Origin of the sequence: Rugamonas rubra (genome assembly GCF_900114705.1) — a bacterium.
Lineage (GTDB): Bacteria > Pseudomonadota > Gammaproteobacteria > Burkholderiales > Burkholderiaceae_D > Rugamonas > Rugamonas rubra.
Genome location: NZ_FOTW01000021.1, coordinates 144,595 through 169,787, shown reverse-complemented (window position 1 = coordinate 169,787; position 25,193 = coordinate 144,595). Strand labels below are relative to the sequence as shown.

The 25,193-nt window shown below is 58.9% G+C and carries 29 protein-coding genes and 2 pseudogenes; 17 read left to right on the top strand and 14 right to left on the bottom strand.

From position 1 onward, the window contains the following. On the top strand, window positions 1–151 hold a 151-nt coding region (locus BM252_RS21505), incomplete at its 5' end, for an ATP-binding protein (RefSeq protein ID WP_174900617.1). Window positions 152–685: 534 nt separating this feature from the next. Here BM252_RS21505 and BM252_RS21500 read toward each other — a convergent pair. From BM252_RS21500 to BM252_RS31795, 3 genes are read right to left on the bottom strand one after another with little or no spacing between them, the layout of a single operon-like run. Then, window positions 686–1,051 carry a hypothetical protein gene (locus BM252_RS21500; protein WP_139236655.1) on the bottom strand — a complete coding sequence of 122 codons (366 nt, stop codon included), beginning with the start codon at window positions 1,049–1,051 and terminating at the stop codon, window positions 686–688. Window positions 1,052–1,063: 12 nt separating this feature from the next. Then, complete coding sequence (locus tag BM252_RS21495; protein WP_093389710.1) at window positions 1,064–1,711, bottom strand: hypothetical protein; 648 nt, start codon at window positions 1,709–1,711, stop codon at window positions 1,064–1,066. Then, window positions 1,711–3,366, bottom strand: a complete 1,656-nt coding sequence (locus BM252_RS31795; RefSeq protein ID WP_093389709.1) for a hypothetical protein — start codon at window positions 3,364–3,366, stop codon at window positions 1,711–1,713. Before BM252_RS31795 ends, BM252_RS21495 begins: the two co-directional genes overlap by 1 nt. On the opposite strand from BM252_RS31795, the pseudogene BM252_RS32250 reads away from it, so the two are divergent. Next, window positions 3,334–3,399, top strand: a pseudogene (locus BM252_RS32250) (hypothetical protein); the annotation flags it as partial. The gene BM252_RS31795 and the pseudogene BM252_RS32250 overlap by 33 nt on opposite strands. A 380-nt stretch (window positions 3,400–3,779) precedes the next feature. Here the strand turns inward: BM252_RS32250 and BM252_RS21485 are convergent. After that, window positions 3,780–4,170 (bottom strand): annotated as a pseudogene (locus BM252_RS21485) (transposase); the annotation flags it as partial. Window positions 4,171–4,685: 515 nt separating this feature from the next. On the opposite strand from BM252_RS21485, the gene BM252_RS21480 reads away from it, so the two are divergent. The 3 genes from BM252_RS21480 to BM252_RS30360 all read left to right on the top strand — a co-directional run bounded on the left by BM252_RS21480 (window position 4,686) and on the right by BM252_RS30360 (window position 8,413). Then, complete coding sequence (locus BM252_RS21480; protein WP_245774372.1) at window positions 4,686–5,501, top strand: hypothetical protein; 816 nt, start codon at window positions 4,686–4,688, stop codon at window positions 5,499–5,501. 71 nt (window positions 5,502–5,572) lie between these two features. Beyond that, window positions 5,573–5,779 (top strand): hypothetical protein, encoded by a 207-nt coding sequence (locus tag BM252_RS21475; RefSeq protein ID WP_093389707.1) that lies wholly within the window; start codon window positions 5,573–5,575, stop codon window positions 5,777–5,779. Between the two features lie 30 nt (window positions 5,780–5,809). Then, window positions 5,810–8,413, top strand: coding sequence for a hypothetical protein (locus tag BM252_RS30360; RefSeq protein WP_139236653.1), 2,604 nt, complete (start codon window positions 5,810–5,812; stop codon window positions 8,411–8,413). A 79-nt stretch (window positions 8,414–8,492) separates the two neighbouring features. Here the strand turns inward: BM252_RS30360 and BM252_RS21465 are convergent, their stop codons facing one another. Then, window positions 8,493–8,801, bottom strand: a complete 309-nt coding sequence (locus BM252_RS21465; protein ID WP_093389705.1) for a helix-turn-helix domain-containing protein — start codon at window positions 8,799–8,801, stop codon at window positions 8,493–8,495. Window positions 8,802–9,030: 229 nt separating this feature from the next. Here BM252_RS21465 and BM252_RS31155 point away from each other — a divergent pair, with 229 nt between their 5' ends. Both BM252_RS31155 and BM252_RS21455 read left to right on the top strand, forming a co-directional pair. After that, complete coding sequence (locus tag BM252_RS31155; RefSeq protein ID WP_174900616.1) at window positions 9,031–9,204, top strand: hypothetical protein; 174 nt, start codon at window positions 9,031–9,033, stop codon at window positions 9,202–9,204. Further along, window positions 9,201–9,404, top strand: coding sequence for a hypothetical protein (locus tag BM252_RS21455; RefSeq protein WP_093389703.1), 204 nt, complete (start codon window positions 9,201–9,203; stop codon window positions 9,402–9,404). Before BM252_RS31155 ends, BM252_RS21455 begins: the two co-directional genes overlap by 4 nt. Here BM252_RS21455 and BM252_RS31150 read toward each other — a convergent pair. Continuing rightward, a complete protein-coding gene (locus BM252_RS31150) occupies window positions 9,401–9,565 on the bottom strand; it encodes a hypothetical protein (RefSeq protein WP_174900615.1) in 165 nt (54 codons plus the stop codon). The genes BM252_RS21455 and BM252_RS31150 overlap by 4 nt on opposite strands. Before the next feature lie 207 nt (window positions 9,566–9,772). Here BM252_RS31150 and BM252_RS21450 point away from each other — a divergent pair, with 207 nt between their 5' ends. The 8 genes from BM252_RS21450 to BM252_RS21415 all read left to right on the top strand — a co-directional run bounded on the left by BM252_RS21450 (window position 9,773) and on the right by BM252_RS21415 (window position 16,767). Further along, window positions 9,773–10,087, top strand: a complete 315-nt coding sequence (locus BM252_RS21450) for a hypothetical protein (RefSeq protein WP_093389702.1) — start codon at window positions 9,773–9,775, stop codon at window positions 10,085–10,087. A gap of 539 nt (window positions 10,088–10,626) precedes the next feature. After that, on the top strand, window positions 10,627–10,839 hold the full coding sequence (locus BM252_RS30355) for a major coat protein (RefSeq protein ID WP_139236651.1): 213 nt from the start codon (window positions 10,627–10,629) through the stop codon (window positions 10,837–10,839). Between the two features lie 122 nt (window positions 10,840–10,961). After that, entirely contained in the window at window positions 10,962–12,122 is a 1,161-nt protein-coding gene (locus tag BM252_RS31145) for a hypothetical protein (RefSeq protein ID WP_174900614.1), read from the top strand. 18 nt (window positions 12,123–12,140) lie between these two features. Further along, window positions 12,141–12,470 carry a DUF5455 family protein gene (locus BM252_RS21435; RefSeq protein WP_093389700.1) on the top strand — a complete coding sequence of 110 codons (330 nt, stop codon included), beginning with the start codon at window positions 12,141–12,143 and terminating at the stop codon, window positions 12,468–12,470. A 141-nt stretch (window positions 12,471–12,611) separates the two neighbouring features. Continuing rightward, window positions 12,612–13,763, top strand: coding sequence for a zonular occludens toxin domain-containing protein (locus BM252_RS21430; RefSeq protein ID WP_093389699.1), 1,152 nt, complete (start codon window positions 12,612–12,614; stop codon window positions 13,761–13,763). Then, window positions 13,760–15,019, top strand: a complete 1,260-nt coding sequence (locus tag BM252_RS21425) for a type II secretion system protein GspD (RefSeq protein ID WP_093389698.1) — start codon at window positions 13,760–13,762, stop codon at window positions 15,017–15,019. The genes BM252_RS21430 and BM252_RS21425 overlap by 4 nt, the downstream gene beginning before the upstream one ends. A 33-nt stretch (window positions 15,020–15,052) precedes the next feature. Next, window positions 15,053–15,322 (top strand): hypothetical protein, encoded by a 270-nt coding sequence (locus BM252_RS21420; RefSeq protein WP_093389697.1) that lies wholly within the window; start codon window positions 15,053–15,055, stop codon window positions 15,320–15,322. 548 nt (window positions 15,323–15,870) lie between these two features. Further along, window positions 15,871–16,767 carry a rolling circle replication-associated protein gene (locus tag BM252_RS21415; protein WP_245774371.1) on the top strand — a complete coding sequence of 299 codons (897 nt, stop codon included), beginning with the start codon at window positions 15,871–15,873 and terminating at the stop codon, window positions 16,765–16,767. A gap of 451 nt (window positions 16,768–17,218) precedes the next feature. Here the strand turns inward: BM252_RS21415 and BM252_RS21410 are convergent, their stop codons facing one another. Then, a complete protein-coding gene (locus tag BM252_RS21410) occupies window positions 17,219–18,385 on the bottom strand; it encodes a tyrosine-type recombinase/integrase (protein WP_093389696.1) in 1,167 nt (388 codons plus the stop codon). A 171-nt stretch (window positions 18,386–18,556) separates the two neighbouring features. After that, window positions 18,557–20,128, bottom strand: coding sequence for a sensor domain-containing diguanylate cyclase (locus BM252_RS21405; RefSeq protein ID WP_093389695.1), 1,572 nt, complete (start codon window positions 20,126–20,128; stop codon window positions 18,557–18,559). A gap of 273 nt (window positions 20,129–20,401) precedes the next feature. Here BM252_RS21405 and BM252_RS21400 point away from each other — a divergent pair, with 273 nt between their 5' ends. Continuing rightward, the gene (locus BM252_RS21400; RefSeq protein ID WP_093389694.1) at window positions 20,402–20,830 is read left to right on the top strand and encodes a hemerythrin domain-containing protein; all 429 of its coding nucleotides are present in this window, start codon (window positions 20,402–20,404) and stop codon (window positions 20,828–20,830) included. 123 nt (window positions 20,831–20,953) lie between these two features. On the opposite strand, the gene arsH is transcribed toward BM252_RS21400, so the two are convergent. From arsH to BM252_RS21380, 4 genes are all read right to left on the bottom strand, one after another. Further along, window positions 20,954–21,691: an arsenical resistance protein ArsH gene (gene arsH / locus BM252_RS21395; protein WP_093389693.1), complete on the bottom strand. Its 738-nt coding sequence runs from the start codon at window positions 21,689–21,691 to the stop codon at window positions 20,954–20,956. 14 nt (window positions 21,692–21,705) lie between these two features. Beyond that, window positions 21,706–22,992 carry an arsenic transporter gene (locus BM252_RS21390; RefSeq protein ID WP_093389692.1) on the bottom strand — a complete coding sequence of 429 codons (1,287 nt, stop codon included), beginning with the start codon at window positions 22,990–22,992 and terminating at the stop codon, window positions 21,706–21,708. A gap of 119 nt (window positions 22,993–23,111) precedes the next feature. After that, window positions 23,112–23,612 (bottom strand): arsenate reductase ArsC, encoded by a 501-nt coding sequence (locus BM252_RS21385; protein ID WP_093389691.1) that lies wholly within the window; start codon window positions 23,610–23,612, stop codon window positions 23,112–23,114. 38 nt (window positions 23,613–23,650) lie between these two features. Further along, complete coding sequence (locus BM252_RS21380; RefSeq protein ID WP_093389730.1) at window positions 23,651–23,977, bottom strand: ArsR/SmtB family transcription factor; 327 nt, start codon at window positions 23,975–23,977, stop codon at window positions 23,651–23,653. A 171-nt stretch (window positions 23,978–24,148) separates the two neighbouring features. On the opposite strand from BM252_RS21380, the gene BM252_RS21375 reads away from it, so the two are divergent. After that, a complete protein-coding gene (locus tag BM252_RS21375; protein ID WP_093389690.1) occupies window positions 24,149–24,580 on the top strand; it encodes a DUF1801 domain-containing protein in 432 nt (143 codons plus the stop codon). Window positions 24,581–24,595: 15 nt separating this feature from the next. Here BM252_RS21375 and BM252_RS21370 read toward each other — a convergent pair whose 3' ends face one another. Then, the gene (locus BM252_RS21370; RefSeq protein WP_093389689.1) at window positions 24,596–24,871 is read right to left on the bottom strand and encodes a type II toxin-antitoxin system RelE/ParE family toxin; all 276 of its coding nucleotides are present in this window, start codon (window positions 24,869–24,871) and stop codon (window positions 24,596–24,598) included. Next, window positions 24,871–25,146, bottom strand: coding sequence for a CopG family ribbon-helix-helix protein (locus BM252_RS21365; protein WP_093389688.1), 276 nt, complete (start codon window positions 25,144–25,146; stop codon window positions 24,871–24,873). Before BM252_RS21365 ends, BM252_RS21370 begins: the two co-directional genes overlap by 1 nt. Window positions 25,147–25,193 lie beyond the last annotated feature (47 nt).

Below are 25,193 nucleotides of genomic sequence, written 5' to 3'. Positions count from 1 at the left end.
GATTGAGCATTGGCATGCCGCCATCGGCGACGCCACTCTGGCCGACGCCATCCTGGACCGCTTGGTCCACAACGCCCACCAGCTCAACTTGAAAGGCGATTCACTACGGAAAAAGCGGGCTAATTTGACAAGTTTGCCCCGTCCGGAGTAAAACCACATCTCAACCCCGCGCCGTTGCGCCCAAGGTGTCCAGTTTGGCTTGGAACAGGTGTCCAGTTTGGTTTGGAACGGGTGTCCAGTTTGCGCTGGAACGACTGTCCAGTTTGCGGCGGAACAGGTGTCCAGTTTGCGTGGAATACGCAGGGTAGATATAGCGTCGTAGCGAATTTGGCACCGGCGAGCCAATAGAAAGGCCAGGGGATCGCGAATCCATTGGCGCCGATTGGCTGGGTTTTCCGCCTGAAAAACCGATTAGCTTTGTTGGGATGAAGCCTTGTTCTGTGCTGCCTTCCGATCTACCTTCGCTTTCTCAGCCTCATCGTTGAGGTACTCGAACCCCCAGTCCCACAGGTTCTTCTGAATCAGGGCAAATGCCTCTGTGCGGATGGAACGCCTGATCCGCAGACGCTGCATGGTGGTGATCCGGTGCGTCGCGGCGACAAGCTGATCGCCACCAAAATGACCGCGCGAAGGCGTTTACATGTAGATGCGTCAGGCGTTAGCTGGGCGTACGTTTGCTCCAGCGTCAGTCCGCGCCGAGCTTTGTCCATTCGGACAGGAATTTGGTGGTCAGCGTAACCGCAGTTTGCGTTTTGGCGGTCACCGCTATCTTCGCGGCGAACGCGGTCGCAAGTGTTTTGGCGGTCGCCAGCGTGTCATCGCTGGGACCCTTCAGCGAGGTTTTGTTGAAACGGTCGATGGCCGCGGCATTGGCTGATTCCATCTGGGAGACCAGGCCCTTCAGCTGGAGCGCTGCCTGGAAAAACCTGATCTTGTCTTCTTCCAGGATCGACGATTTCGCCAGCCCTTCGAAGTAGTCGCGTTCTTGATCGGCCGCGAAGTAGGCCTGCGAAAATGCCAGCCAGTAACCATCCATGTTCGGATTTGCCATTTTGAACTCCTGTTATCTGGTCGTTGTCGTTGCGGTCGTTGTGACGGCGCTACTGCTGGCGTCGCTGTCGACGTCTGGCGGCGTCGCGGCGCGTGCTTCCTTCAGCTTCTGGCGGTTGACCTTGACCGTCTCTCTTACCGCCGAAATATAGCTCCGCACGTCGGTGTACTGGTCCTTCGCCGGGACTGCGGCACCAAGCGCAGCCAAGGTTTCCTGCGCTTCGGCGGTGGCTGCCTTGGTGCTTGGCAAGGGTGAAACCAGCGCGGTGTTCAGTTCGCTGTTGAGTCGGTCGAATTCCTCCAGCGCCGCGAGATCATCCTTCATCGTGTCCGCCAATAGCAGCAGTTTCTGCGTGGTAGCCTGGGCCTGCGAATCGCCCGCCAGTTCACGCGAGCGGCTGCTTTGTGCCAGCATGTTCATTGCCGATTTCGCCAGCGCATGCTGGGATTTTAGCGATACCTGCCTGGCCTTGGCGGACTCGGCTTCGGCTTGGCGAAACTCAGTAAGCGAGACTTCCATCTCGCCGATCACACCCACTCCGAAGTTTGCCGACTTGCGCGCGATCTGGTCGTTGGCGCAGCCGGTTAGAGTGGCGAACAGGAGACTGAGAGCAATGGCGGCCAGTGCGGTCACGGTACTGGTTGAGAGAGCGTGTTTCATCAGTTGACTCCTTTTCCGATCCAGAGGAGGATGGCGCTGTTCGCGAAATCCTTGATATCACTCGGCTTGATGCCGAGCGCGGCGGCGGAGGCGGACTGACCGACCACGGAATTGATCGTGGTGGTCCAGAGGGTCAGGCTGGATTCGGCCAGCGACAGCGACCTGTCGTGCGCCAGCGCATCAATCTGGTACTGTGGTTTCAAGGCTGCAGGCTGCAGGCGGCCAAGGTCATCCAGATAGTAGGCTGCGGCTTCCCATGTTCGCTGTTTGTTCAGGACAAGGGTATTCCAGGCGTCGGCTTCCCCTGGCTTGGCAGGTCTTGCACCCACCGGGGTGAAGGCCGCGCTAACGCTTTCTCCCAGCGCGACCGTCGCTGTCGCTTTCCTAATTACGGTGCCGTTATGTATTTCAGCAGGCTGCCCGGCCAGTAGTTCGTACGCCTTGCGTAGCCGCTGATAGCGTTCGGTTTGCACATCGACGCGGCTTTGGCAGAGTGCAAGTTCCAAGTTGCGCAGAGCGATTTCCCGGACTGCGGCGTCGGACCTGGCCTTGGCGAGATTCTTGGCCAGCAGCAGCGGAACCAGGTTGGGCGCGTCGGCGTCGGCCCATTTGGACTTCGCCTGCGCCGCAAATTCGGACAGCACTGCGAGCTGCTCGCCGCGCAGGCTGGCCTGGCTGGCCGATGTAGTGCCTTTCGCCGCAGGAGCCTCTGTACCGCTGCCAACAGCAGGTTCGCTGGCAGCAAAGGTCGCCAGGAACTGCATGATGGCGCTTTGTTCCGACTCCGCCAGCAGCGTGGTACCCAGAGCGCTGTCCAACGCCTTGCCAGCCTTATTGGCTTGGTCGATGCTGTTCTCAAGTTTCTGCCGCGCCGCCTGAAGTTTCTCGCCCAGGCCTTTGGCATTGGCTTCCTGCAACGAAGTGGCGTCCTGATAAGCCTTCAATGCCGCAGCAAATTCGTCCCGCTCAGGCCTGGTGTCCTGGTCGGCCTTGTAAATCAGTGTCTTAGCCTGGTCGCGTGCGCGATAAGCATCCGCAAGTAGGCCATCGCTATAGGCTGGTGGCGCGCCGAGCTTCTTCAGCGCCATGCACTTTATGCGATAGCTGAACTGAATCGGCGTCAGGCGCGCACCTTTGTCGGGATTGGCCCTCTTGATGTCGGCGATCAGGACATCGTTGTCCTCCAGGTCCGCGCAGGACTTCGGCGTCATGCCGTTGAGCTTGAAGTTCTGCACCACGAGGGCAAGTTCCCGGTCGGCATTTGCCTTGCTGTCCTGGTAGGCTAGCCACGCTGTCGCTTCTGCGGGCTTCAACACCAGGTCCCTGAGGCTGTCTTGCACCGGCGCCAGTAACAATTCCTGCACCGAGCCAGCACTGATAGCTAGCCTACGCGCCGCCAGCGCACGGTTTGCGAGCGCTAGTTCATCGGTGGCCTTGAGCTGATCTGCGAGCAGGGCGGCGTGATTTTTCCTTGCAAGCTTGATCTGCGTGCCGACATCGACCTTTTCCCAGGCGCCTTTGGCTGCCTGTCCCTGCTTGTCGCGCGTCTCGCTATAGAAGGCGGCGCAGCCCGTTAGCATCGTAAATAGCGCAATGACCGCACAGGCGCCGGCCAGCTTTCTGGTGGAGCGGCACAGCTCAACATAGGTATTCATTGCGCCATCCTTGGTTTTCTTTTGCCAGCGTAAAAAGATATCATCTTATTTACACTTATTGACAACATTCGTGAATGTATTTGTATATTTACAACAGGGGAGGTGCTTAACACCTATCTCGGCCGCATCCTCAGTACGCTCCAGGTATTGCGCGCCTGCGGCCAGCGTCACCAGTGCCACGGCGCTCAAGGCCAGCCAGGGCATAGACCCACTGCCCATGATCGACGAAGCCAGCTTGGTAGCTGCCCACGCCGAGAAGCTCTGCCTGCAATCCAAGCAAGGCCGCCCCCGCCGATCAGTGCACCAGCTCCTTTGCCAGCACGAGTGCGATCTGCCCGCAGCCAAAGCCGTGCAGCTTGCGCAGGACGATGTCGCGCGCCCTCCGCTGCACGATGTAATTGTCGCCACCAGATCAGGCCGGTGCTGTCGACCACGAGATGCAACGGTTCGCCGCTGCGCAGGGTCGGCAGCACGACGTCGCGATCCCGGGCGCGGCGACACAGCGTCGTGTAGTTGGGCACCGGCAGATCGGCGAAGGCAAGCTTGTTCATGCTCCCTGCGAAACCCTGCAGCGCGCAGCGGCAGGCGAAACACCTGTTTGAGCCCAAGCAGCATCTGGATGACCGCGTCAGCGTAGACCCGTGGTCGGCCACGCTTGACGGCCTCAGCGCCCCGTTGCCACAAGTCCCGCTCTATCCAGATCGTCACGTCACCTCTGGCGATCAGGCCGGCGTTGTAGGCCGGCCAGTTTTTTACCCGGTACTGCCCCTTGGGTTCCTGCCGCTGTTGTTCGTCCTTGCGCATCGTTTCAGGCAAAAGACCAGAATCTACCGGAGTTCGTCCAAAGTTAACAGCCCTGCGGCACCAGTTGTTGCGCGTAAACGTCAGCCCTGGTTGCTGCAGGATTTATGCAACAACGCCGCAGAGCCGGCATCGCATCTCATTTTCTTTTATCCGAATCACTACAAATTCAACCCGACAACTGAGTGGGCGGCGCCGGCAGAGCGGTTCGGCCTAGAGTTTTGGCCACATTGACGTCTATGCGAGTGTCGACCAGCAATGCCTGATCCCCTTGACCGTTACACGACCGTCTATAATGCTTGTGAGCAGGGTTGTGTTGGGCTATTCAGAAGGCTTCCGGCTAAACACCTGCACGCAGTACACGATGTAGTTCGCTCACTTGAGACGGACCAGCCACTTCGAATTGGGGGAATGAATTGTCGCGCTTAGGCATCGATATCGACACCGGACTTATCTATGAAGGCCGCGAAGGACCGACCCATCCAGTATGGCCGACACCGCCCGTGTGCAATGCGACCTTGATCGAAGAACCAGGTGATTTACAAAGAATTCCGCAAAGCTTCTTTCACCACCCATTCGGCTGGATCTTTCTCGAGACTTCCTTTGATTTCAGTGCGCGCATCCGCCGCGGCAAGCTCTACCAGAATTTTGGCAACGTCAACCGGGAGACCGTCCAGGTTGAAGCACACCCCGCTATGCATTCCGATCAGATCAAAGCGGCCAATAACGGGTGGCGGGTTCCCAAAAACCTTACCGTGTATTGTGAATGCACGGACCTACTCAGCCGACGTAATAGCGGGGAAGGGCTGAGGATGGTACTAGGGCAGGTCGACGCCGCTTCAACCTGGAAAATCGTTCAGGTCGAACGTTCGATCGGCTCGGACATCATTCTTACGCTACGCTCCGAGTCGGCACTTGGGGTGCTTCCTGAGCTCGACACTAGTCGGATTGATCTTGCCAATTTTGGAGGCGTGAAGTCGGCCTACGACCGGGCCTTAGATGCCGCCTACAGGGAATTGCCGACGTCAGTCGTCGACCAATGCAGAAATGCAGCTGTGATGTTTGTGTCTCGCTGGATGCAAGGCATCGTCAACGCCGAGTCGCCAACGGAGCAAGATCTCGGAGCGTGGATCAAAGCCATCAGAACTCATTTTGGTGAGCACGAAAAACTAGCATTCCGGTCTGCCCTGGAGATCATCAACAAACTGCATCCACGGGGTAAAGACAATGAGCGGCATAAAATGTCGTTGCGGACGGTGGATGAAGATGATGCCGCATTGGCGGTGCATGCACTTGGATTCATACTACGTGAAATTGGCTGGGCCAGACACTAGACGCATAAATGCTTTGCGTGAACGCCATGAAACAGGACCTTGAGGGATTTGTAGCCTAGCTGGTCAACTATATGCTGTCGGACGAGCCGTTGCATGCTGACTTGAAGTCTGGAGTATTTCTGTTGGCCGCCACAGCTGAGATTGCCGCAGACACCCTGCAAAAGTACTTGGACGAAGCCTTGCAATTCCGTGGCGCTGAGGTGGTGCGCATCATTGACATCAAGCTTTCGAGGTTGCTTGACAAGAATGCAGGTATCTCAAGTGAGCGATCAAGATAGAAAGCCAAGAACGCTAGAAAGGTAGACGCAATGCAGGTCATGGAAAACGGGCAAAATTCGGGGCGTGAATTAATTGGATGGGAAAAGGTGCGACCAGCGCGCGTCGCTTTTTTCGTCGACAAGTCCGAAAATGCGGATCTTATTCTTGACGCTATTTTTGCCGACTCCTATGGCCGCTGGGGTGGTCGATTCAGCCTGATCGTCCCCTGCAAAGAAGGTCGCATCATGGACGACTACTGGCCGTGGCTCGACGCATTTGATCCGGACATTGTCTATTCTTACGTTAAACAAGAGCCGGGAGCGGTGCTCGAGATTCACGAGCGCCTATCCCCTGGGGATTACATTCGACATGCGCCCGTAGCACGTGCGCAGCCTGACGCCGCAGACTTCCGTCCACACTACGACCAAGCGCTCCTGTCATCAATGTCGACCGTCTTCCGCCTAGCTCGACACAGTCCGTTAGGCCAAGGCCCGAAGGTGAAGGTTATTGACAGTTGGCATACGGAGAAAGCCAGTCGCCTGCTAATGGATAATCTGGGCAGCTGCCGCGCGAGCGGGGCTTCCGGGATTTATCCCAACGATGCGCAAGGCGCAGCCGGCCTGCTCACCATTGTTTCCGACGAATCTTTCCACGAGCGGAGGAACGCTGTGCCACAAACGCTGGATCGCATCCCGCATGAGTACCAGGCGTTCAAGCAATTCGCAAACGGCACGGCGACCGGCATGAGCTTGCTATCGGCCATGTACGCGCCCCGCATGGAGGTACAGGACCAACGGTGGAGCACGTCATTCAACCTCGTTGTAGGCGATTCGTTTGAAGATCGTCTCCTATTCTGGAATGCGAGACTATCGATTCCGTCATGGCTTGACGGGGACATATGCTGCTTCCGGGTAACCATGGAGGATCTCAACGACCTAGACTTCCCCAAGCTGCTTGCGCACCTGATCAATACGAGAAATCACGTCAATGGCGGGACGGGCGGGCAACCGCAGCTGCGCATAAGGTCAGCCACTCATGATGAAGACACCTTAAAAGCGGTACTCAATCAATTGCATGCAGAAAAATTGTGGAATGCATGTGCAACCGAAGTCGTTCCTGGTGGACACGCGATCCCTGCGCGAGATGCTTTGCGCCGTGCACGAGAGACCACGCACGGCCTGTCTAGTTTTCATAGGAGCGTGGAAGGCAAGGAGTTCCACTGGACGCCGCCGCTTGCGCGCCTGCCAGCCGCTGCCCCTGAGCATTTAAGAGACGCACCGCCAGGGCAAGCATTTACCCTCGGTTGTTGGGCGGTTGACCTACGACTTGAACACGGTGGCGAGAACCTTGAGCTACCTCGAGGCACTGGTATACAGAACGAATGGATACTGCCGAGGCGCTGGCGCATGGCAGGTGCATTCAAACCAAAATTTGAAATCCGGGGCATGAGCCAGCATTTGCATGTTCTGAACCGAAACAACCGAGACGGAAATTTGACTATATTCGCGGGCGTGAACCAAGTCTTGAAATCCGTCGAAGTGCCAACCGTACGCGAAGCCGTGCAGTTCGCGTTTTGCAGAGATGCAGCATTTCGCCGTGAGTTGCAAGGGGACCCTCCTTGGCCAAAGGCCAAAGCCCAGTGGATCGATCCCTCGAACGAAGCCAACTACCTGATCGGTGTACTTGGGTTGACCGGTGGCTTGGCGCGGGCGCGCGATCTACTGCTCCATCCGTTCTTGCAAGCGATGCTTGCGGATCTAGGAGGCACACCGAATGTCCAGGATAGCGATGTGCTGCGTACCGCAAACACACTGGCAAAACGTATTTCAAATCCGATGTTTAATCTTGGCGAGGAGAATGACAGAACAGCGCTGGCGGCCTTCATCGCCAAGGCCGCCCAAAGCATCAAAGCGCCTCGGATGTGGGTTGGGCTTGAGCAGTTGCGAAAACAATGGGACGCATACCGGGCAGCGTACTACGAGGCTCATCCGCAGGAAATTTCTGGCGACGAGGAATCGAATGAGCGGGAGAGAAGGGCGCTGGAGGAGACGCTTGGGGAAATGCGTACCAGTCGCATGCTCTTCCAAGGCTATTCCTGGAAGTGTGGAGCTTGCCAACATCGAAACTGGACGGATTTTCAATCACTCAAACCAACGTTGGCTTGCGATGTTTGCTCAACAGGGGAAGCATTGCCGATAGCCGTTTCGTGGCATTTTCGCGCCAACGAATTCCTCATCGAGAGTCTGCGATCGCATAGCGTTCTGTCGTTGGTATGGTTACTGGCGGTGCTTGGAGAGCGTGCCCGGAACTCGTTCCTGTACCTCGAGCCAACACGCTTCTATTATGGAAACGAGTACGAAAAGGCTGATGCCGAGGCTGACTTGGTGGCTGTTGTCGATGGCCAGACGGTCTTATGCGAGATCAAGTCCGCCTGGCGCAGTCTTCGAAAAAGCGATCTGGCCAGCTTTGTCACGCTCGCTGTAAGACTGCGGCCCGATCGCGCTATTCTGGCAGTAATGGAACCGCTACAGGAGAAGAAACTTGGGAGTGAAATCGAAGCGGCCGCGAACCAGCTACGCGATCAGGGAATCCAGTTTGAATTACTGACCCTAGACGCGTACAAGCCGCGAGGACAACCGTTTCTTCTCACTTAGTACAGCAGGGCGCGCCGAACGAAGCTCATGGATCAGTACATACCGTTCGTTGTCCCGGGCCTCCATCCAGTATCTAATTTTACATAATATAAACTGTAGCCATAAGCGATCCGCCTGCCATCAGGGCGAGTAGGGTAATTTGTACAAAACCCATTTGTAGCTTGAATGAGCGGGCCTTGTGGCTACGTTCCTCCGTAACGAGTACTTCGAATGCTTCGCCGGGTTCGACGCCTGCCTCCTTGGCAATCTTTAGGGCTGTCTCATAGTCGGGCATGGATTGCCCTTTGACGTAGCGGTCTAACGTTCTCTGTTGAAGACCCCATGCTTTTGCGAGAGAGTTGACTGAACGTCCCTTCATTGCCCTATCTATCATTTCCGCATAGTTCATAGCAATTTCCAATCACTGAGTTAGACAATTTCGGCTAATATGTTGTTTAAGACAAAGTTGTCTAGCGCTTTGCCAGCTTTGTCTAAGTAAACGATACCACAAGCGTGACATGTCACGCTAATTCTTGCTCTCTCGGTCTCCGGTATACGTGCCGCCCGTTAGCCCATTACTACGGTTTGGGAGGCAAATGTTAGCTGGGGAGTTCGCTTAGTTCTTGAGGAGTTTTGCCATGTGTAGATTGATGATTGCCCTAGAAAGTGAAGAAGTCTTTGCCTTGAAGGCTGCGTTGACCGATCAGATTGCGCGCTTCGAAAAGTGCATGGCTGCCGACCCTCAGCCCGAAGTGTGGGAATCGGCCCTGTCGGCTTCTCGCAACGTGCTGGCCCGGTTGTCGGTCGTATGAAAGTCCGCCAGCTCATGGCAATTTTGAGTAAGTGCGATCCGGAAGGCGTCGTTACGCTCTCCCTGCCGCTGTTTGACGATTCCAGTATGGGCTTGAAGCAAGTTGTCTCCCCAATCGTTACCCCTTTGTTCAGCGCTACCGCTCAGCAGCGCAAGGGGTTGCCCGACTGGGTAAGTATCGAAATTTTTAACTTGGCCTAGCTTTGGTCGTCTTTTTTATCCTTGTTCTTTTCCGCTGCACGGTTGCCGATCTTCGTGGCGATGTAGGCCAGGACTGCGAAGAGGGCTAGGCCGGGAAGTGCGTAGTGTGTGACTAGGTTTGTGAAAATTTCAACAATTGCTTTTGGATCGGTTGGGCTCATGGAATATGACTTTGTTTTGTTCGCTAAGGTTTGTGCCGCACTGGCGGTTCATTGCGCACTTCAATACTTCATCTTTCGGCAGCTGGACAAGATTTTTGGAGTGAGGCGCTAATGTTGCCTCATATTAACTTTATTTTGCGTGACATGTAACGCTAATTCGGCGTTTTTTTAATCGCTCTAGCGGGCGAAAACTTGAGAGGAAATACCATGAAAAGCATCATCCAAATTCTGAACGTCGTCAAAGTGGCCGGCCGTTCCAAAAAGACCGGTAACGATTACGACATGCGCATGGCTCAGTGCATCGTTCAGAAGGTCAACCCGGACACGGGCGTGATTGAGCCTTTGATTGGCGAACTCGTTTTGCCTGAGCGTTTCAAGGACACGCCGCCCGGTACTTACGATGTTGAGTTCGAAGTGTCCATTTCGCAGGACAAGCGCATTGGTGCCCAGGTCTATTCCATCGTGCCCGCTGGTGCGAACCGTCCGGCCCAGCCCGGTAAGGACATGAAGGCCGCCGCCTAATCGTGGCTTACTGCGCCTTCACCCAGCCCGCTACGCCGTCAACGAACACCGTTGTGCGTGTTGATACGAGCGTGCAGGTAACGACCGTGGTAAGCCCCTCTTGCGCGTTCCTGCTGCTGTCGCCGGCGGACTACCAGCGCCTTATCACCTACACCACTCCTACACCGGGGCCAGATGTGAACGTTACCTCAGACATGTTTTTCGGTGCCGTGCTTGTTGTGCTGTTCGCTGTGGGCTGGATCGCGGGGGCGCAACGATGATGGGCCTTCTCTCCAGCTTGTCGCCAATCCTGTTTTTACTGGCCTTGTTTGTTGGCTGCGTCTACCTCGCCAAGTACATCATCCATCGCCTCGTGAGCCACAAATGACGACCGCGCAAATCATCGCCTACTGTTTCACGGCCTTTGGCCTCGGCTTCGCCGCCGGGTCGATCCAGCGCATAACGCGCAGGGCCATTGAGACATTGGAATAGCTTTTGTTTCGCTGGGCATGTCGCCGCCTTGCCCTTCTACTTTTCGGCAAATTTTTCTGGAGTGTTTTATGAACAAAAATATCAAACGTGGTCTGGCCGCTGCTGCCTCCGCTCTGTCGGGTTCCGCAATGGCTGCTGGCGATCCGGGCGTCGATGCCATCACTGCACTGAGCGGCACCGCGCAAACCTACATCACTGCCGCCTTCGGCGTGGCGGTGCTGGTGGCCGGTGGCTTCTGGGGCATCCGCATGATGAAGAAAGCCTTCTCCAAGGCTGGCTAATCGGCTCTGCGCCGGTGTTGGGGGCGGCGTGGTCTGCCCCCATTTTTTTTGTTCCGCTGTACGGATTGAGTTTTTCCGTAAACGGTATAAATCGTTTAGTTAATATTGCAGTCTGGCCCATCATGACTCGCTTCTTCGCCTTCCTCTTCGCTTCTCTCTTTTTGTTGCCATTGCCGGCTTCTGCTTCTCGTGTCATTACTGCGTCTTGGTTGCAGGGCACTTCCGTTATTTCTTCCCCTTCTTGTAGTGCGTTTGCAGAGGCTTTTCATATGGTGGCATCCGATGTCACTTGTAGCGGGTCGTTTGAGCCATTGATCGTTGGTAGTAGTACTGGCGTTAGCATGTATTTTTCTAATCCTGCTAAGTTCAATCGGGATATGTCAGTTGGTTTTAGTGTTGGTGGTAGTGGTTGTAAGAGCGGCACTTCCGTTGGTATGTATACATTCCCAATGTGGTATGAGGATGCGAACGAAGTGGTTTTGTACCATATCAATTTAATCGCCAAGATTAAATTTTCGGTCAAGGGCTGTTTGGTTGTTTATGAATCGCTGATTACTTGCGGGGCGACGAGTCGTGGGCAACCCGCCAATTTAGTTAAATGCCAATTTACATTCAAGGAAACCGGCGAGCTTGGTGATTGGGCTGAACCAGATACTAATCCTCCTCCATATGTACCGCCCGGTACTGGTACGGGTGGTGGTGGCACTACTCCGGGTACTGGTGGCGGAACTGATCCGGGAACGGGTGGCGGTACTACTCCGGGCACTGGCGGGGGCGGCACTACTCCGGGCACTGGTGGCGGCACTACTCCGGGCACTGGTGGCGGCACTACTCCGGGCACTGGTGGTGGCACTACTCCGGGCACTGGTGGTGGTACTACTCCAGGCACAGGCGGTGGCAATGGCGATGGTGGCGCGAGGTGCGGCGCTCCGGGGCAACCGGCCTGCAGCATTGACGAGGGCAGGACGCCGACCGGAATTGGCGGGATGCTCGATGCGTTGAATAAGCTTGTTGACGGGATCGGATCGGGGCGAGATGAAGGGCTTCATTTGGCTACCGATGATGCCAACAAGGACACATCGCTTTCGTTTGGTCTGAGTCTGCCGGCTGGTGCCTGTACTGATCCTTCGGTGAGCCTTCCGGGCGGTGGTGGTAGCTGGCGTGTGGACATTTGCAGTTACGTGGCGATGATCGCGCCCATGTTTGAGTACCTGTGGACTTTCCTGTTTGTGTATGCGGTGATGGCTATGGTCTCCCGCGCGACAGCTAAGCCAATTGCATAATTTCTTCTAGGGGGCCGTATGCCGATTCTTGCAAATTTCCTGCTTAGTGTCTTCTCTGGTTTTGCCGCGTGGCTTGCCAAATACTTGACCCAAAAAGTTGCTGTCACCGTGGCTATCGTCGCTATCGCTACCGCGCTGTTTGTCGGCATGTACGTGACGGTGCGCACCGTCGTTGCGGCTGCGATAGGCGGGGCTTACTCGTTCTCGCCGATGTTCGGCGCCGGTATCGCCATGGTCATTTCGCCGCGCACTGCGGGCCTCCTTTCCAGCTACGTGCTGTTCTGGTCGGCGTGCGAGCTGTACAAGTGGAAGGTCAATCTTGTTCAACTGTGGACGAAAACGATATGAACATGCATCAGCGCGAAGTCATATTTCTGGCCCTCGTTTTCGTCTGCTTCATCTGGTTCGTGTGGGTGCATATTGCATCCAATTTGCCCGATGACTTCCTGTCTTCTGCTCGTTCAAAATCCACGTTGAAAGATCAAGCCGATGGCCGTCTACGCGATAACGGGTAAGCTCGGCAGCGGCAAGGGTAAGGCCGCAATTGACCAAATCCGGCGCTACCTTCGCCAGGGCAAAAGGGTCGCAACAAATTGTGACGTGTTCCTAGAGCATTTGATGCCTGAGCGTGACAGGTCGTCCGTGATCCGTATACCGGATAAGCCGTCTTCCGCCGATCTCTACATGGTCGGCAGCGGAAATCGCTTCATCGATTTTGAGCCCATTTTGCGCTCGGGGAAAAATGGATTTGAAGCGTCGGCGCCATCGCCTCGGCTGCTTCCCGGGTTCGATGAATCCCACAATGGCGCGCTGATTTTGGATGAGTGCGGCTCGTGGCTCAACACTCGAAATTTTCAAGACAAGGGCCGTGCCGAAATGCTGGAATGGGCGATTCATGCGCGCAAGTACGGCTGGGACGTGTTCTTCATCATGCAGAACATTGCTCAGGTAGATAAGCAGTTGCGGGATAGTCTGCTTGAATACGTTGTGCGGCTAAATCGTCTTGATCGTATGAAGGTTCCTGTCATTAGCGGCGCGCTCAAGCTGTTGACGGCCGGCGCTACCGAGGGGAATTTGCCGCGTGTCCATATCGGCGTTGTCCGCCTCGGTGCGATGCCCGATGCGTTGGTTGCGGATCGCTGGGTATTTCGTGGCGACGACCTAAACAACGCCTACAACACCACACAGGTGTTTTCTGAAAGCTACCCCCATGGCGTCCACTGTCTTTTGCCGGCATGGCACCTGTCCGCCAAGGTTGGCGTCCCTGCCGATTTTGTCGGCCCCGTTCTTCCCGGCCCGCTTGGTTTGTCGTTGCTGCGCGCCCGTGTTCTTCCACCAAAACCTGTGTCTAAGCACATGACTAAATTTCTCATTGGTTCGATGTTCGTCGGTGTCGTGTTGGGTCTCTTCGGCTCCCGCATTGTTGGGCAGAGATTGCCGGCTATCGGCGCTGCGGCGCAGCCTTCCGCTCGGGTCTTTTCTGACTCGCTTAAGGGGGTGGGCTATTTTCAAAATTCTGCGGGTAAGGCTTTCGTTACACTCTCGGACGGCAGCACTGTTGAGTCTCCGATGTTGGTCGTTCGCGCTAGTGGCTGGGAGGCTGAGACGGCCGAGCATATTTGGGTACGGGGCATCAAATGAAGAAGATACTTTTGATGCTTCTTTGCGGCCCGCTGGTGGCGTTCGCTGCGCCTGTGTCGTTCAATTTTTCTGACGTCCCGCTGGTCGCGTTCAGTCAGTCCATTTTCAAAAATCTTCTTCACGTCAACTACGTCATTTCGCCGGACGTGCTTGCCAATGATCGCAAGATGACGTTGAGCGTTTCGGGCATTGAGCCTGACAAGGTGCTTCCATTCGTCGAAGGGATTTTGCAGCAGCAGGGCGTTGCCTTGACCGTTCGTGACGGCGTGTATTACCTTGTGCCGGCTGGCCGCTCGCTTCCGTCGCCGCTCGCCACCGATGGCACTGCTGTTCCGGCTGCTCCCGTTGCCGTCGTCCAGTCGGCACCAAAGGCGATTGCGTTTTCCCAGGATGAATTGACGCCGGCGCCGCGCAAGGTTGATGATGAAAGCCGTGTCTACGTTCCGCAAAATAGGCCCGCTGAGTTTCTTGCCGGCGTTGTCGCTTCGTCGTTCGGTAAGGCGGCCGTCAATGCTGCCGGCGGCAATGTGGTGCTGACTGGATCGCCGGCCGCGCTGGATAAGATGCAAACCCTGATTGCCGCCGTCGATGCCTTGCCAAAGTTGGTGGACGTGTCCGCGTCTTGGGTCGAGGTGACAAACAATGTCGGCTCCGGTCGCGGCATATCGCTACTGGCCACCGTGCTTGGTGCGAAGCTCGGTGTGTCGCTTGGCTCCGTCAATTCCGGGTCGGCGATCAGTTTGAAGAGTGCGAGCTTCCAGTTGGTCGTGGACGCGCTCAACACTGACAGCCGGTTTAAGCAGGTGTCGAACAGCCGCATTGTCGGCGACGATTACGAGAACCTTGTGCTTACCGTTGGCGACGAGACGCCGACCATTTCCAGCACTGGCAAGGACAACGCCGGTAACACGGTGCAGAACGTCGTCTACCGGCCCTCTGGCGTGATTGTGGACGTGCTGCCAAAGGTTCTAGGCTCGGGCCGCATACAGCTGCTGGTGGACGGTCAGATCAGCAGCTTCAAGACTACCGCCACCGGGGTTGCCGGTTCGCCGACGCTTATCAAGCGCCAAGTCAAGACAAGGGTCACTGTTGCGAATGGCGAGGTGTTGTTGATCGGTGGCTTGAACGACACTCAGAAAACTGTTTCCACGTCGTCGCTGCCGTTCCTTCCCGCGTCGTGGTCTTCGAAGTCGGATAGCGCGGTTCAGACCGATCTAGTTTTGATCCTTAGCGCGAAGGTGGCGGGGTCGGAATAAACGCTACATGTCACGATAAATGGATGGCGCCAAATGAAGCAAGTTGAGGACGTTCATACGCTCGATATGCTCGGCCCGATTAAGCGCGGCCGCGGGCGTCCTGCTACCGGTTCGGCGATGACCGATGCGCAGCGGCAGAAGGCTCGGCGGCAACGGCTGAAGGAGGAAGGGAAGGGCGTTCTTACGGTCGAGGTGTCGCTTGATGTGATTGCCGCCCTCGATGCGTTCGTGCAGTTCAAGGACGAGGCCAAGGGGAGTGCGGTCGACCGGATTTTGCGTGATCGATTACTGCGCAAGCGCTGACCGAATTTAGTTTAGATGGCTGCGGTTCAGATGTCGTTGAATTTCATGCCGGCGTGAAATTTCAGGGAATGTTTGAATCCGGCACCGAACATTGTTTAGGCGGTCGGCGATCGGCAGAATTTTTCTCTTACCGGTTCGATGGGGGTTTCATCGAATCGGAAGCCCGGAAGGGCCTGTTGGCGGCGACTGGAAGCGGGGCGCGGCACCTCATGCACGGTAGGCCGGTTGGCGGGCGTGTGTGGGGTTATGGGGGTGTGTGAACCGCGCCCTCAAGTCAATTTTCCTCTGCTGAGGTTGTAGCAGTTTGCGGTGGCTCATGCCCAGGTTGCGGGGATGGCGACGCTGCAAGGGCGCAGCACTGGCAGCGGCGCGCAGCGCCGCTAAACTTGTATTAGGGACACTTAACGTACAGCACAGTAAATCGTAGTAGTTGGCGTCCTCAGGCAACAAATGATTTTCAGATTTTCAGTTCTTGATCGACCAAAGAAAAAGCCACCTAGAGCGCTAACTCTGGTGGCCCCGATTCACCTGCTACAACAGGAAAACCGATGTCCGAATTAGATAACACTTTCGATGCTCAGTCAATTGCACTTTCGCCACTATCTCTTGATAACGATGAACAGAAGCCGGAATACTGGACCGATGACGGCAACGGCTGGCAGGACGGCTATACGCTTCGCCAGCGCGTTTATCCGGATGGGCAGTGCGAGGTGTCGGTTTGCAAGGATAGACACTTTGTAGGGGCTGCAATGCCGCTCAAACCGCGTGCAAAGCGTGGCGAGTCGGATAAGCGCGAATCGAACGATGATGATGCCGGCCGCCGGGCAAAAAAGAAGGTGCGGGAGTGCTGCAAGACGATTGGAGCGGATCGGCTTGTTACGTTGACCTACAGGGAAAACATGGTTGATCGTGCTACGGCTTTGAAACACTTTGACGCCTTCCGCCGTCGTCTGGGCAAGGTCGCCGATTTCCATTATGTGGCGGTCATTGAGGAGCAGGAACGGGGCGCGCTTCACTTTCACATTGCCGTTCGTGGACGCCAAAACTATGTTTTGCTTCGCTCGATCTGGCAGCGCGTGCTTGGCCTTGGCCCGACTGGGGAACAAATGGGCCAAGTGAACGTGCGCGATCCTCATCGCTTCGGGTTCGGCCAGACCGGCGCCCACAAGCTCGCAAGCTACATCGCCAAGTATTGCTCGAAGCAGATGGACGCTAGGCAGCTGGATCAGAAGCGCTACTTTAGATCGCGGGGGATCGTCGTTCCTGACGTCTACACGATCAGGCTTCATTGCACTTCCATGCTTGGCGCTGTCCAGGCGGCTTTTACCGTGATTGCTCAGTATGGCCTTGAAGGTATTCAAACGTGGTGTAACAACGGCCTAGGGGTCGTTTGGTTGGCTTCTGCGCCTCGATCTAAAGGGCTTGATATGTCTTGTCCATTTTGATGCTGTAGGCGGTAGCTATTCATACTGTAGTAACAATTGTTGTATAGTGGAAATATGCCAATGTTCACTGACACATTACTTCAGGCTGTTGAGACCGAGTTTCGGCAGCAGTACTACATAATTCGCAATGCGAGAGAGACCAACTGGAGGGCTGTAAATCGTACAAGGGTGCTCGCACAAGTGATGTACCTTTACGGTATTCCACGGTGGGCGGTGCGGGAGGCGCGCTACTGTTTGAGGACGCGGGTGTGTAAGCGGTGTTTTGAACAAGAGCTAGCGTGTCACGCTATTTGCGGCAGGTTGAAGCGGGGGGATTTTAGGACGGAATGATGGGGTTGGGGGTTAGGCAAAATTACGGCGTCGGTTCGACAGGCTATTTAACATAATATAAATTATGCGAAGTCTTGTGTGCGGTAAATTGGCGCCTTCGCCCCAACCACAAGACGCCTGATCAAACGATATTGTTGCCATTCACCGAAGCCAAAATCTCGTCGTGCCGCTCGTTGTCGGTCTTGTGCAGGTACGCCGCCGTGGTGGCGATGCTGGCGTGGCCGGCGGTCTCCTGCAGCGTCTTGAGCTGCACGCCGTTGTTGGCGTGGTTGGTCAGCATGCTGTGGCGCAGCCAGTGCGTCGACGCCTGGCGCAGCGTGGCCGCCGTGTCGGCGTCGCCCAGCGCGGACGCGGCGCGCGCGGCGTCGTTGAACAGCGCCTTCAGCGCGTCGGACGCGGCCTCGTCGGAAACGCGCGCCGGCGCGCGGCTGCGGCTCGACAACACCAACGGCATGTCGTCGGCGCGCACGGTCTGCGGCAACAGTCCGTAGGCCTGGCGGTATTGTCGATAGGCGTCGAGCAGATCGTCCGGCACCGGCAGGCGCCGTGGCTTGCCGCCTTTGCCCATCACGTCGAGCCACCAGCGGCCGTTGCCTTCGGTGTACAGCGCGCCCATGTTGGCGCTGACGATCTCGTTGAGCCGGGCGCCGGTGTGCGTGTAGGCCAACAACAGGAAGCGGTCGCGGGCGCGCCGCCGCAAGGCTGCCGGCGTGCTGGCGGCGCGCGCGCCGACGGTGGCCAGCGCCAGGGCGATGGCCTGTTGCGTCAGGTAGCGCGTGACGCGGTTGGTGTGCGGCATTTTGACGTTTTTGACCAGGGCGCCGGGGTCGCGCCGCAAGTAGCCGGTTTGCTCGGCGAACGCCAGCAGGCCCTTGACGGCGATCATCGCCTGGCGCCGGCTGGCGTCCGACAGCGGTCCGCTGAACGGCCGGTAGCGCGGATCGGCACGCGGCCATTTGGTGGTGGAAATCCACTCGGCCGGCGGCTCCCTGAGGAAATCCTTGTAGGCGTTCAGGTCGGCCACGTTGAGCATGCGCAGCGTTTTGCCGGCCTCTTCGCGGCACCAGGTCAGGAAGCGGAACAGCTCTTTTTGCGTGTTGGTGACGGACTTGGGGCCGAGTTCGCCGTGGCCGATGAACTCGCGGGCGATTTCGCTGTCGGTCTGGGCGTCGGTGATGGCGTCGTCGGCGATGTCGCGCAGGCCGGCTAGGTAGCCCTTGCGCCGCTCGCCTTCCCCAAGGGTGGCGGCGGTGGCCGGCGCCAGGTCGATCAGTTCAAATTTTTTCATCGAGTTTTTGGAGGTGCCGCTGGCAAAACACTGTTCATTCAACCAGTGAATTATACAGTATTCCGTACAGTATTTTAACTCGACAATATGAGGAGTAATCTCGACTTGAATTGCTGGGGGAGAGGGCGCTTGCGTGCGCGAAACGGGCACAAAACATGGCCGGCCTCGTCGTCAGGCGCACTGCTCCAGCACCTCGCTGCGTGCACAGACCCGGTTCCTGCCCCCTGCCTTGGCTTGGTACAGCGCCTTGTCGGCGGCCTCGACCAGATCAAGCGGCCGCCTGTCCCTGGTCGCCGGAACGAAGGCCTCCACCCCCACGCTCACCGTGACCCGGCCGCCGGGACAGCCGGCGTGGGTCAACTCCAACAGTTCGATGGCGAGCCGGATGTTCTCGCCGACGGCCACCGCGCCCGCCACGTCGGTTCCCGGCAACAGCACCGCCAGCTCTTCCCCGCCGTAGCGGGCGGTCAGGTCGCCGGGCCGGTGCTTGCCCTGCGCCACCACCTTGCCGATTGCGCGCAGGCAGGCGTCGCCCGCCGCGTGGCCGTAGATGTCGTTGTACTGCTTGAAGCAATCGACGTCGATCATGATCAGGGCCAGCGGGCTGGCGTTGCGCACGGCGCGGCTGAACTCCTCCTGCAGCGCGGCGTCGAAATGGCGCCGGTTGGCCAGGCCGGTCAAGCCGTCCTGCATGGCCAGCGCGGCCAGCGTGCGGTTCAGGCTTTCCAGCGCGTGGCGCGCCGTCAACAACTCCCCTTCCGCCTCGGCGCGCAGGCGGATCTGCTTGAGCAGGCGCATGCCCAGCAAGGCCAGGCCCAGCGTCAGCGTGGCGACGGCGACGGCGTGCAGCCAGGCGTCGGCGCGCCAGCCGCTCAGCATTTCGCTTTGCGACAGCGCCGCCGACACCACCAGCGGGTACTGCTGCACCCGGCGGTAGCTGTTGATGCGGGTCACGCCGTCCTGGCCGGAGGTGAAGGTGCTGGTGCCGGCCGGCGCGCGCGGCAGGTAGTCGCGGAACAGCGGCAGGCGCGAGATGTCGCGCCCCAGCGACTTTTCCTCGAACGGCCGGCGCACCAGCATGACGCCGTTGTCGAGCGCGACGAAGATGGCGCCGGAGCGGCCGATGGCGAAACGTTGGTAATAGCGGCTGAAGTAGTGCATGTCGATACTGGCCATGACCACGCCGGCAAAACTGCCGTCGGGCCGGTCGAGCCGGCGCGACACCGTCACCACCCAGGCGCCGCTGACCCTGCCGAGGATGGGCGGGCCGATGTGCGCGCCACGGTCGCGGTGGTCGCGGTGGTACAGGTAGTATTCGCGGTCGGCGCTGTCCTGGCCGGCGGTCGAGTTGCTGCGCGAGTTCAGCAGCCAGCCGCCGTCCGGCCCGATGACGAACAGCGCGTGCATTTGCGGCAGCTCGTTGACATGGGAGATCAGCAACTGGCGCAGCCGCGTCGGGTCGTCGGTCGGCAAACCGTCCTTCTCCAGCCGCTCGACCAGGCCGACCAGGATGGTGTCGGCTTGCTTCAGGGTGTCGTAGGCGTGCTGGGCGACGGCGTGGGCCAGGTTGGTGGCCGAGGCTTCGGCCTCGGCCAGTTGGATGTCGCGCGTGCGCATCGCCTGCCACAGTTGCATGACGAGCATGGAGAGGCAGACCAAGACGATGAAGGTGGCGGCCAGCAAGGCGACACTGCGCCGTTGAGGTACGGACTGGGCCGGACTGGCGTCGGGCGACGGTGCCATTGGCGATCCTTTGCGGTGTGGTACTGCCCTTCCCCTTCGGGCGACGGAAGCCGTGCGGCGACCAAGCTTGCTACTTGCCCTCCAGTATGACCAAATCCCTGCGGCCTAATCTCTCGAATACTAACCTCGACGGCAGTGTTGAGCTGTCTCATGCCGCGCCGTGGCTATTTGGCCCATCAAGTTAAAGATGTATTTAGTTTGCTTGTTTGATTCGAGGGGTATAGAATTACCCTTAGCCAATTAAACATGCCAATCAGAAATAAGGACACCGCCATGAACATCGACAAATTCAAACACCAACACATCGACATCCTCAGCGCCATCGGCGCGTTGCGCAACCTGGTCCAGGGCGGCATCGGCAAGAACGCCGTCGACATCGCCGCCCGCGTCGTTGCCATGAGCGGCGTCATCAAGCTACACCTGGCGGTCGAGGACCGCGTGCTTTACCCGACGCTGGAGGCCAGCGGCAACGCCGAACTGGCCCGCCTGAGCCAGCACTACCGCAACGACATGACCGGCATCGCCGGCAGTTATTTGGCCTTCGCCGGCAAATGGAACACGCCGCGCCTGCTGCTCGACGAGCCGGAGACCTTCCGCGCCGAGGCCAACCAGGTGCTCAAGACCCTGTACGAGCGGATGAAGAGAGAGGACCGCGAGTTTTATCCCGCCATTGAGGCGGCGCTGATCGCGGTCGCCGCTTGAACGCGGCTCTGGGTATCACCCGGCGCAGGGCCAGGCTAGGGCAGCGGTGGTCCAGAGCTTGGCCATAACTCGGCCATAACTAGCTGATAACTTGGCAACATCGCGGCAGGAATACTGCCACTGTCAACGGTTCTCGTGGCCCATGGCGGCCGCAGCCAACTGCCGCACCTCGGCCGGCGCGGCCTCCTTGCGTTCGCTGTAGCGGCTGGTCAGATAGTCGCTGCGGTCGCGGATCAACAGGGTGAACTTGAACAACTCCTCCATCACGTCGGCCAGGCGGTCGTAGTAGGCCGACGGCTTCATCCGCCCCGCCTCGTCGAACTCCTGGTAGGCCTTGGCCACCGACGACTGGTTGGGAATGGTCACCATGCGCATCCAGCGGCCCAGCACGCGCAGACCGTTGACGGCGTTGAACGACTGCGAACCGCCGCACACCTGCATCACCGCCAAGGTCTTGCCCTGGGTCGGGCGCAGGCTGCCTATCTCCAGCGGCAGCCAGTCGATCTGCGACTTGAACACGCCGGTGACGGCGCCGTGGCGCTCCGGGCTGCACCACACCTGCCCTTCCGACCAGGCCGACAGTTCGCGCAACTCCTGCACCTTGGGGTGCTCGGGGCCGACGCTGTCGACCATCGGCAGGCCGTGCGGGTCGAACACCCGCGTTTCGGCGCCGAAATGGCGCAGCAGGCGCTCGGCCTCCAAGGTCAACAGTTTGCTGAACGAACGCTCGCGCAGCGAGCCGTACAGCAACAGGATGCGCGGCGCGTGGGTCGACACGGCAGGCGGTTGCAGCTTGTCCAGTGTCGGCAGGTCCAGGTGCGGGCCGCTGATGTTGGGCAGGTCGGAAGTTGTGTGGTCCATGCTTGGCGCTCCGTTCAAAGTGTGGTCAACCGCAATACCAGCGCGGCCAGCGTCAGCAGCAGCACCGGCAAGGTCAGCACGATGCCGACGCGGAAATAGTATCCCCAGGATATGTCGATCTTTTTGCTCGACAACACGTGCAGCCAGAGCAAGGTGGCCAGGCTGCCGATCGGGGTGATCTTCGGCCCCAGGTCGCTGCCGATGACGTTGGCGTAGATCATCGCCTCGCGCACCACACCCTGGGCGCTGCTGGCGTCGATCGACAAGGCGCCGATCAGCACGGTCGGCATATTGTTCATGATCGAGGACAGCAAGGCCGTCAGCAGGCCGGTGCCGAGCGCCGCGCCCCATACGCCGTGGGCGGCGAACTGGTTCAGCAGGCCGCTCAGGTGGCCGGTCAGGCCGGCGTTGCGCAGGCCGTAGACCACCAGATACATGCCGAGCGAGAAGACGACGATCTGCCAAGGCGCGCTGCGCAGCACCGCGCCGGTGGCGATGACGTGGCCGCGCGCCGCCACCAGTAGCAGCAGCGCCGCGCCGGCCGCCGCCACGGCGCTGATCGGCACGCCGAGCCGCTCCAGGCCGAAAAAGCCGACCAGCAGCATGGCCAGCACCAGCCAGCCGGCGAGGAAGGTGGCGCGGTCGCGGATGGCCTCGGCCGGCCGCTTCAGCTGCGCCAGGTCGTAGTCCTTGGGAATGTCCTTGCGGAAGAACAGGTAGAGCGCGGCCAAGGTGGCCAGCACGGACACCAGGTTGACCGGCGCCATCACCTGGGCGTAGCGGGCGAAGCCGATGTGGAAGAAGTCGGCCGAGACGATGTTGACCAGGTTGGAGACCACCAGCGGCAGGCTGGCCGTGTCGGCGATGAAGCCGGCCGCCATGACAAAGGCCAGGGTGGCGCGGGCGTCGAAGCGCAGGGCCAGCAGCATGGCGATGACGATGGGGGTGAGGATCAGCGCGGCGCCGTCGTTGGCGAACAGCGCGGCGACGGCGGCGCCGAGCAGGACCAGCAGGGCGAACAGCCGCCCTCCCCGGCCGCCGCCCCAGCGTGCCACGTGCAGCGCGGCCCACTCGAAGAAGCCGGCCTGGTCGAGCAGAAGGCTGATGATGATGACGGCGACGAAGGCGCCGGTGGCGTTCCAGACGATGTTCCAGACGACGGGAATGTCGGCCGGTTGGATGACGCCGGCCAGCATGGCCACGGCCGCGCCCATGGCGGCGCTCCAGCCGATGCCGAGGCCGCGAGGTTGCCAGATCACCAGGACCAGGGTGGCGAGAAAGATGAGAAACGCGGTCAGCACGGCGGAATTCCTTGTTGTGGATGAATGATATGGATGCGCGGCCGCATGCCGCCCGGCCGCTGGGCGGGACGGCAACGGCGCGCGGCGCCGGCTTGCGCCGGCCGGGCCTTTGCCCGGGTTTAGATCGCGCTTGCGCCGATCGCCTTGAGCTCGTGGTGGATGGCGTTCTTTTCGAGCATGTGCAGCGGCAGGCTGGCGAACACGTTGACGCGCGTCATGATCTGGCGGAACACCTTGTGGAAGGCGGCGCGCTTGTCCTCGTCGCTGCCGACCACCGCCGCCGGGTCCTCGAAGCCCCAGTGGGCCGACATCGGGTGGCCCGGCCAGTAGGGGCAGACCTCGCCGGCGGCGTTGTCGCAGACGGTGATGATGAAGTCCATCTGCGGCGCGTCGGCGGCGCCGAACTCGTCCCAGCTCTTGCTGCGCAGGTTCTCCAGCGGATAGCCGGTGCCCTGGATCTGCTCGACGGCGAAGGGATTGACCGCGCCGGCCGGCTGGCTGCCGGCGGAATAGCCCTTGAAACGGCCCTTGCCGATGGTCGTCACCAGGGCCTCGGCCATGATGCTGCGGGCGGAATTGCCGGTACACAGGAACAGCACGTTGTAGACTTTATCGCTCATCGGAAACTCCTTCGTTCGTTGGATGGAAAAATGGGTGTTCAGCAGCCTGGGCAGGCGTCGGACGGCGCCGGCGTACAGGGCACGCCGGCGCAGCAGTTTTCGGTCAGGAAGCCGAGCAGCGCGTTCATACTGCCGATGTTGGCGGCATAGATGACGAAGCGGCCGTCCTGGCGCGAGCCGATCAACTCGGCATGCGACAGCTCCTTCAAATGGAAGGACAGCGACGACGGCGGAATACCCAGATGCTCGCCGATCTTGCTGGCGGCCATGCCCTGCGGTCCGGCCTGCACCAGCAGGCGGAACACCGCCAGGCGCGACTCCTGCGCCAGCGCCGCCAGGGCGGACAGTACGTTCTTGGTTTCCACGGTCATTCCTCTCGATCTCACTTCCATAGTTCAATGATAGTGGAAATATCGAATAAATGCACAGGAAATTTTGCTTGTGAACTTTTTGACAGCGAATCGCCATCTGGCTATGATTTACCCGTGCCCGCCAGCGGTGGGCCTGTCACAAACCCCGCAATCTAGGACGAGAACATGAAAACATCGGGCGCGGACACGGACGCGGGCGCTGGCCCGTCGGCAACGGAGCTGATCTCGAAGAAGATCGCCGATCTGGGCGACTGGCGCGGCGCGACCCTGAGCAGAATGCGCCAGTGGGTCAAGGAGGCGGTGCCGGACGCGGTCGAGGAATGGAAGTGGATGGGCACGCCGGTGTGGTCGCACGACGGCATCATTTGCACCGGCGAGTCCTACAAGAGCGTGGTCAAGCTGACCTTCGCCAAGGGCGCGTCGTTGGCGGACCCGGCCGGCCTGTTCAATTCCAGCCTGGACGGCAACACGCGGCGCGCGATCGACATCCACGAGGGCGGGGAAGTCGACGAGGCCGCCTTCAAGGAGCTGGTTCGGCAGGCGGCCGGCCTCAACAGCGCCGCCAAGTCGAAACCGGCGCGCAAGGCCAAGCCCTAAGGGGTTCCTTCCAACTTACCGTTCCTCACGGGTGTGCCACAGCCGCAAAACGAAAATTGTTGATGCGTCGACCTCATACCGCAGCTCGTAATGGCCGACAAGAATACGCCGAATTTCGCGTGGATCGAACTCTTCTAGGCGTTCGCCGATACGTGGGTTTGCCACCAAGCTCGCGGCGCCCGCCGTCAACGATTGCACGACGCGGGCGGCGGCCGGCTTATTTGCCACTGCAAGAAATTCGTACAACCTTGCCAAATCGGACAGCGCTTTGCTGGTCCATTGCAAAACCATCAGCGCGCCACCGGCATGGGTAGCGGATGATCGCTGTCCAAGCTGTCGGCCCAGGCCTGCACCGCATGGTGATCGACGACGTGCCCAGTATCCACGTCATTCATCGCCTCGCGCGTGAGGCGGCTTCGTTCTTCTTCGAGGTCAACCCAGGCGCTGAGCGCCTGTTTGACGATCCAGCCGCGCGAGCGTTCGAGACGGGCAGCGATCTGGTCGACCCTGTCTGCGAGTAGCAGCGGCACATGTGCCGTAATCACTTTGGTTTCTGGATTTGCCATCAGTTTTCCTTGGGAATAGCCGTGCATTCAATGCATCGATTTTACCA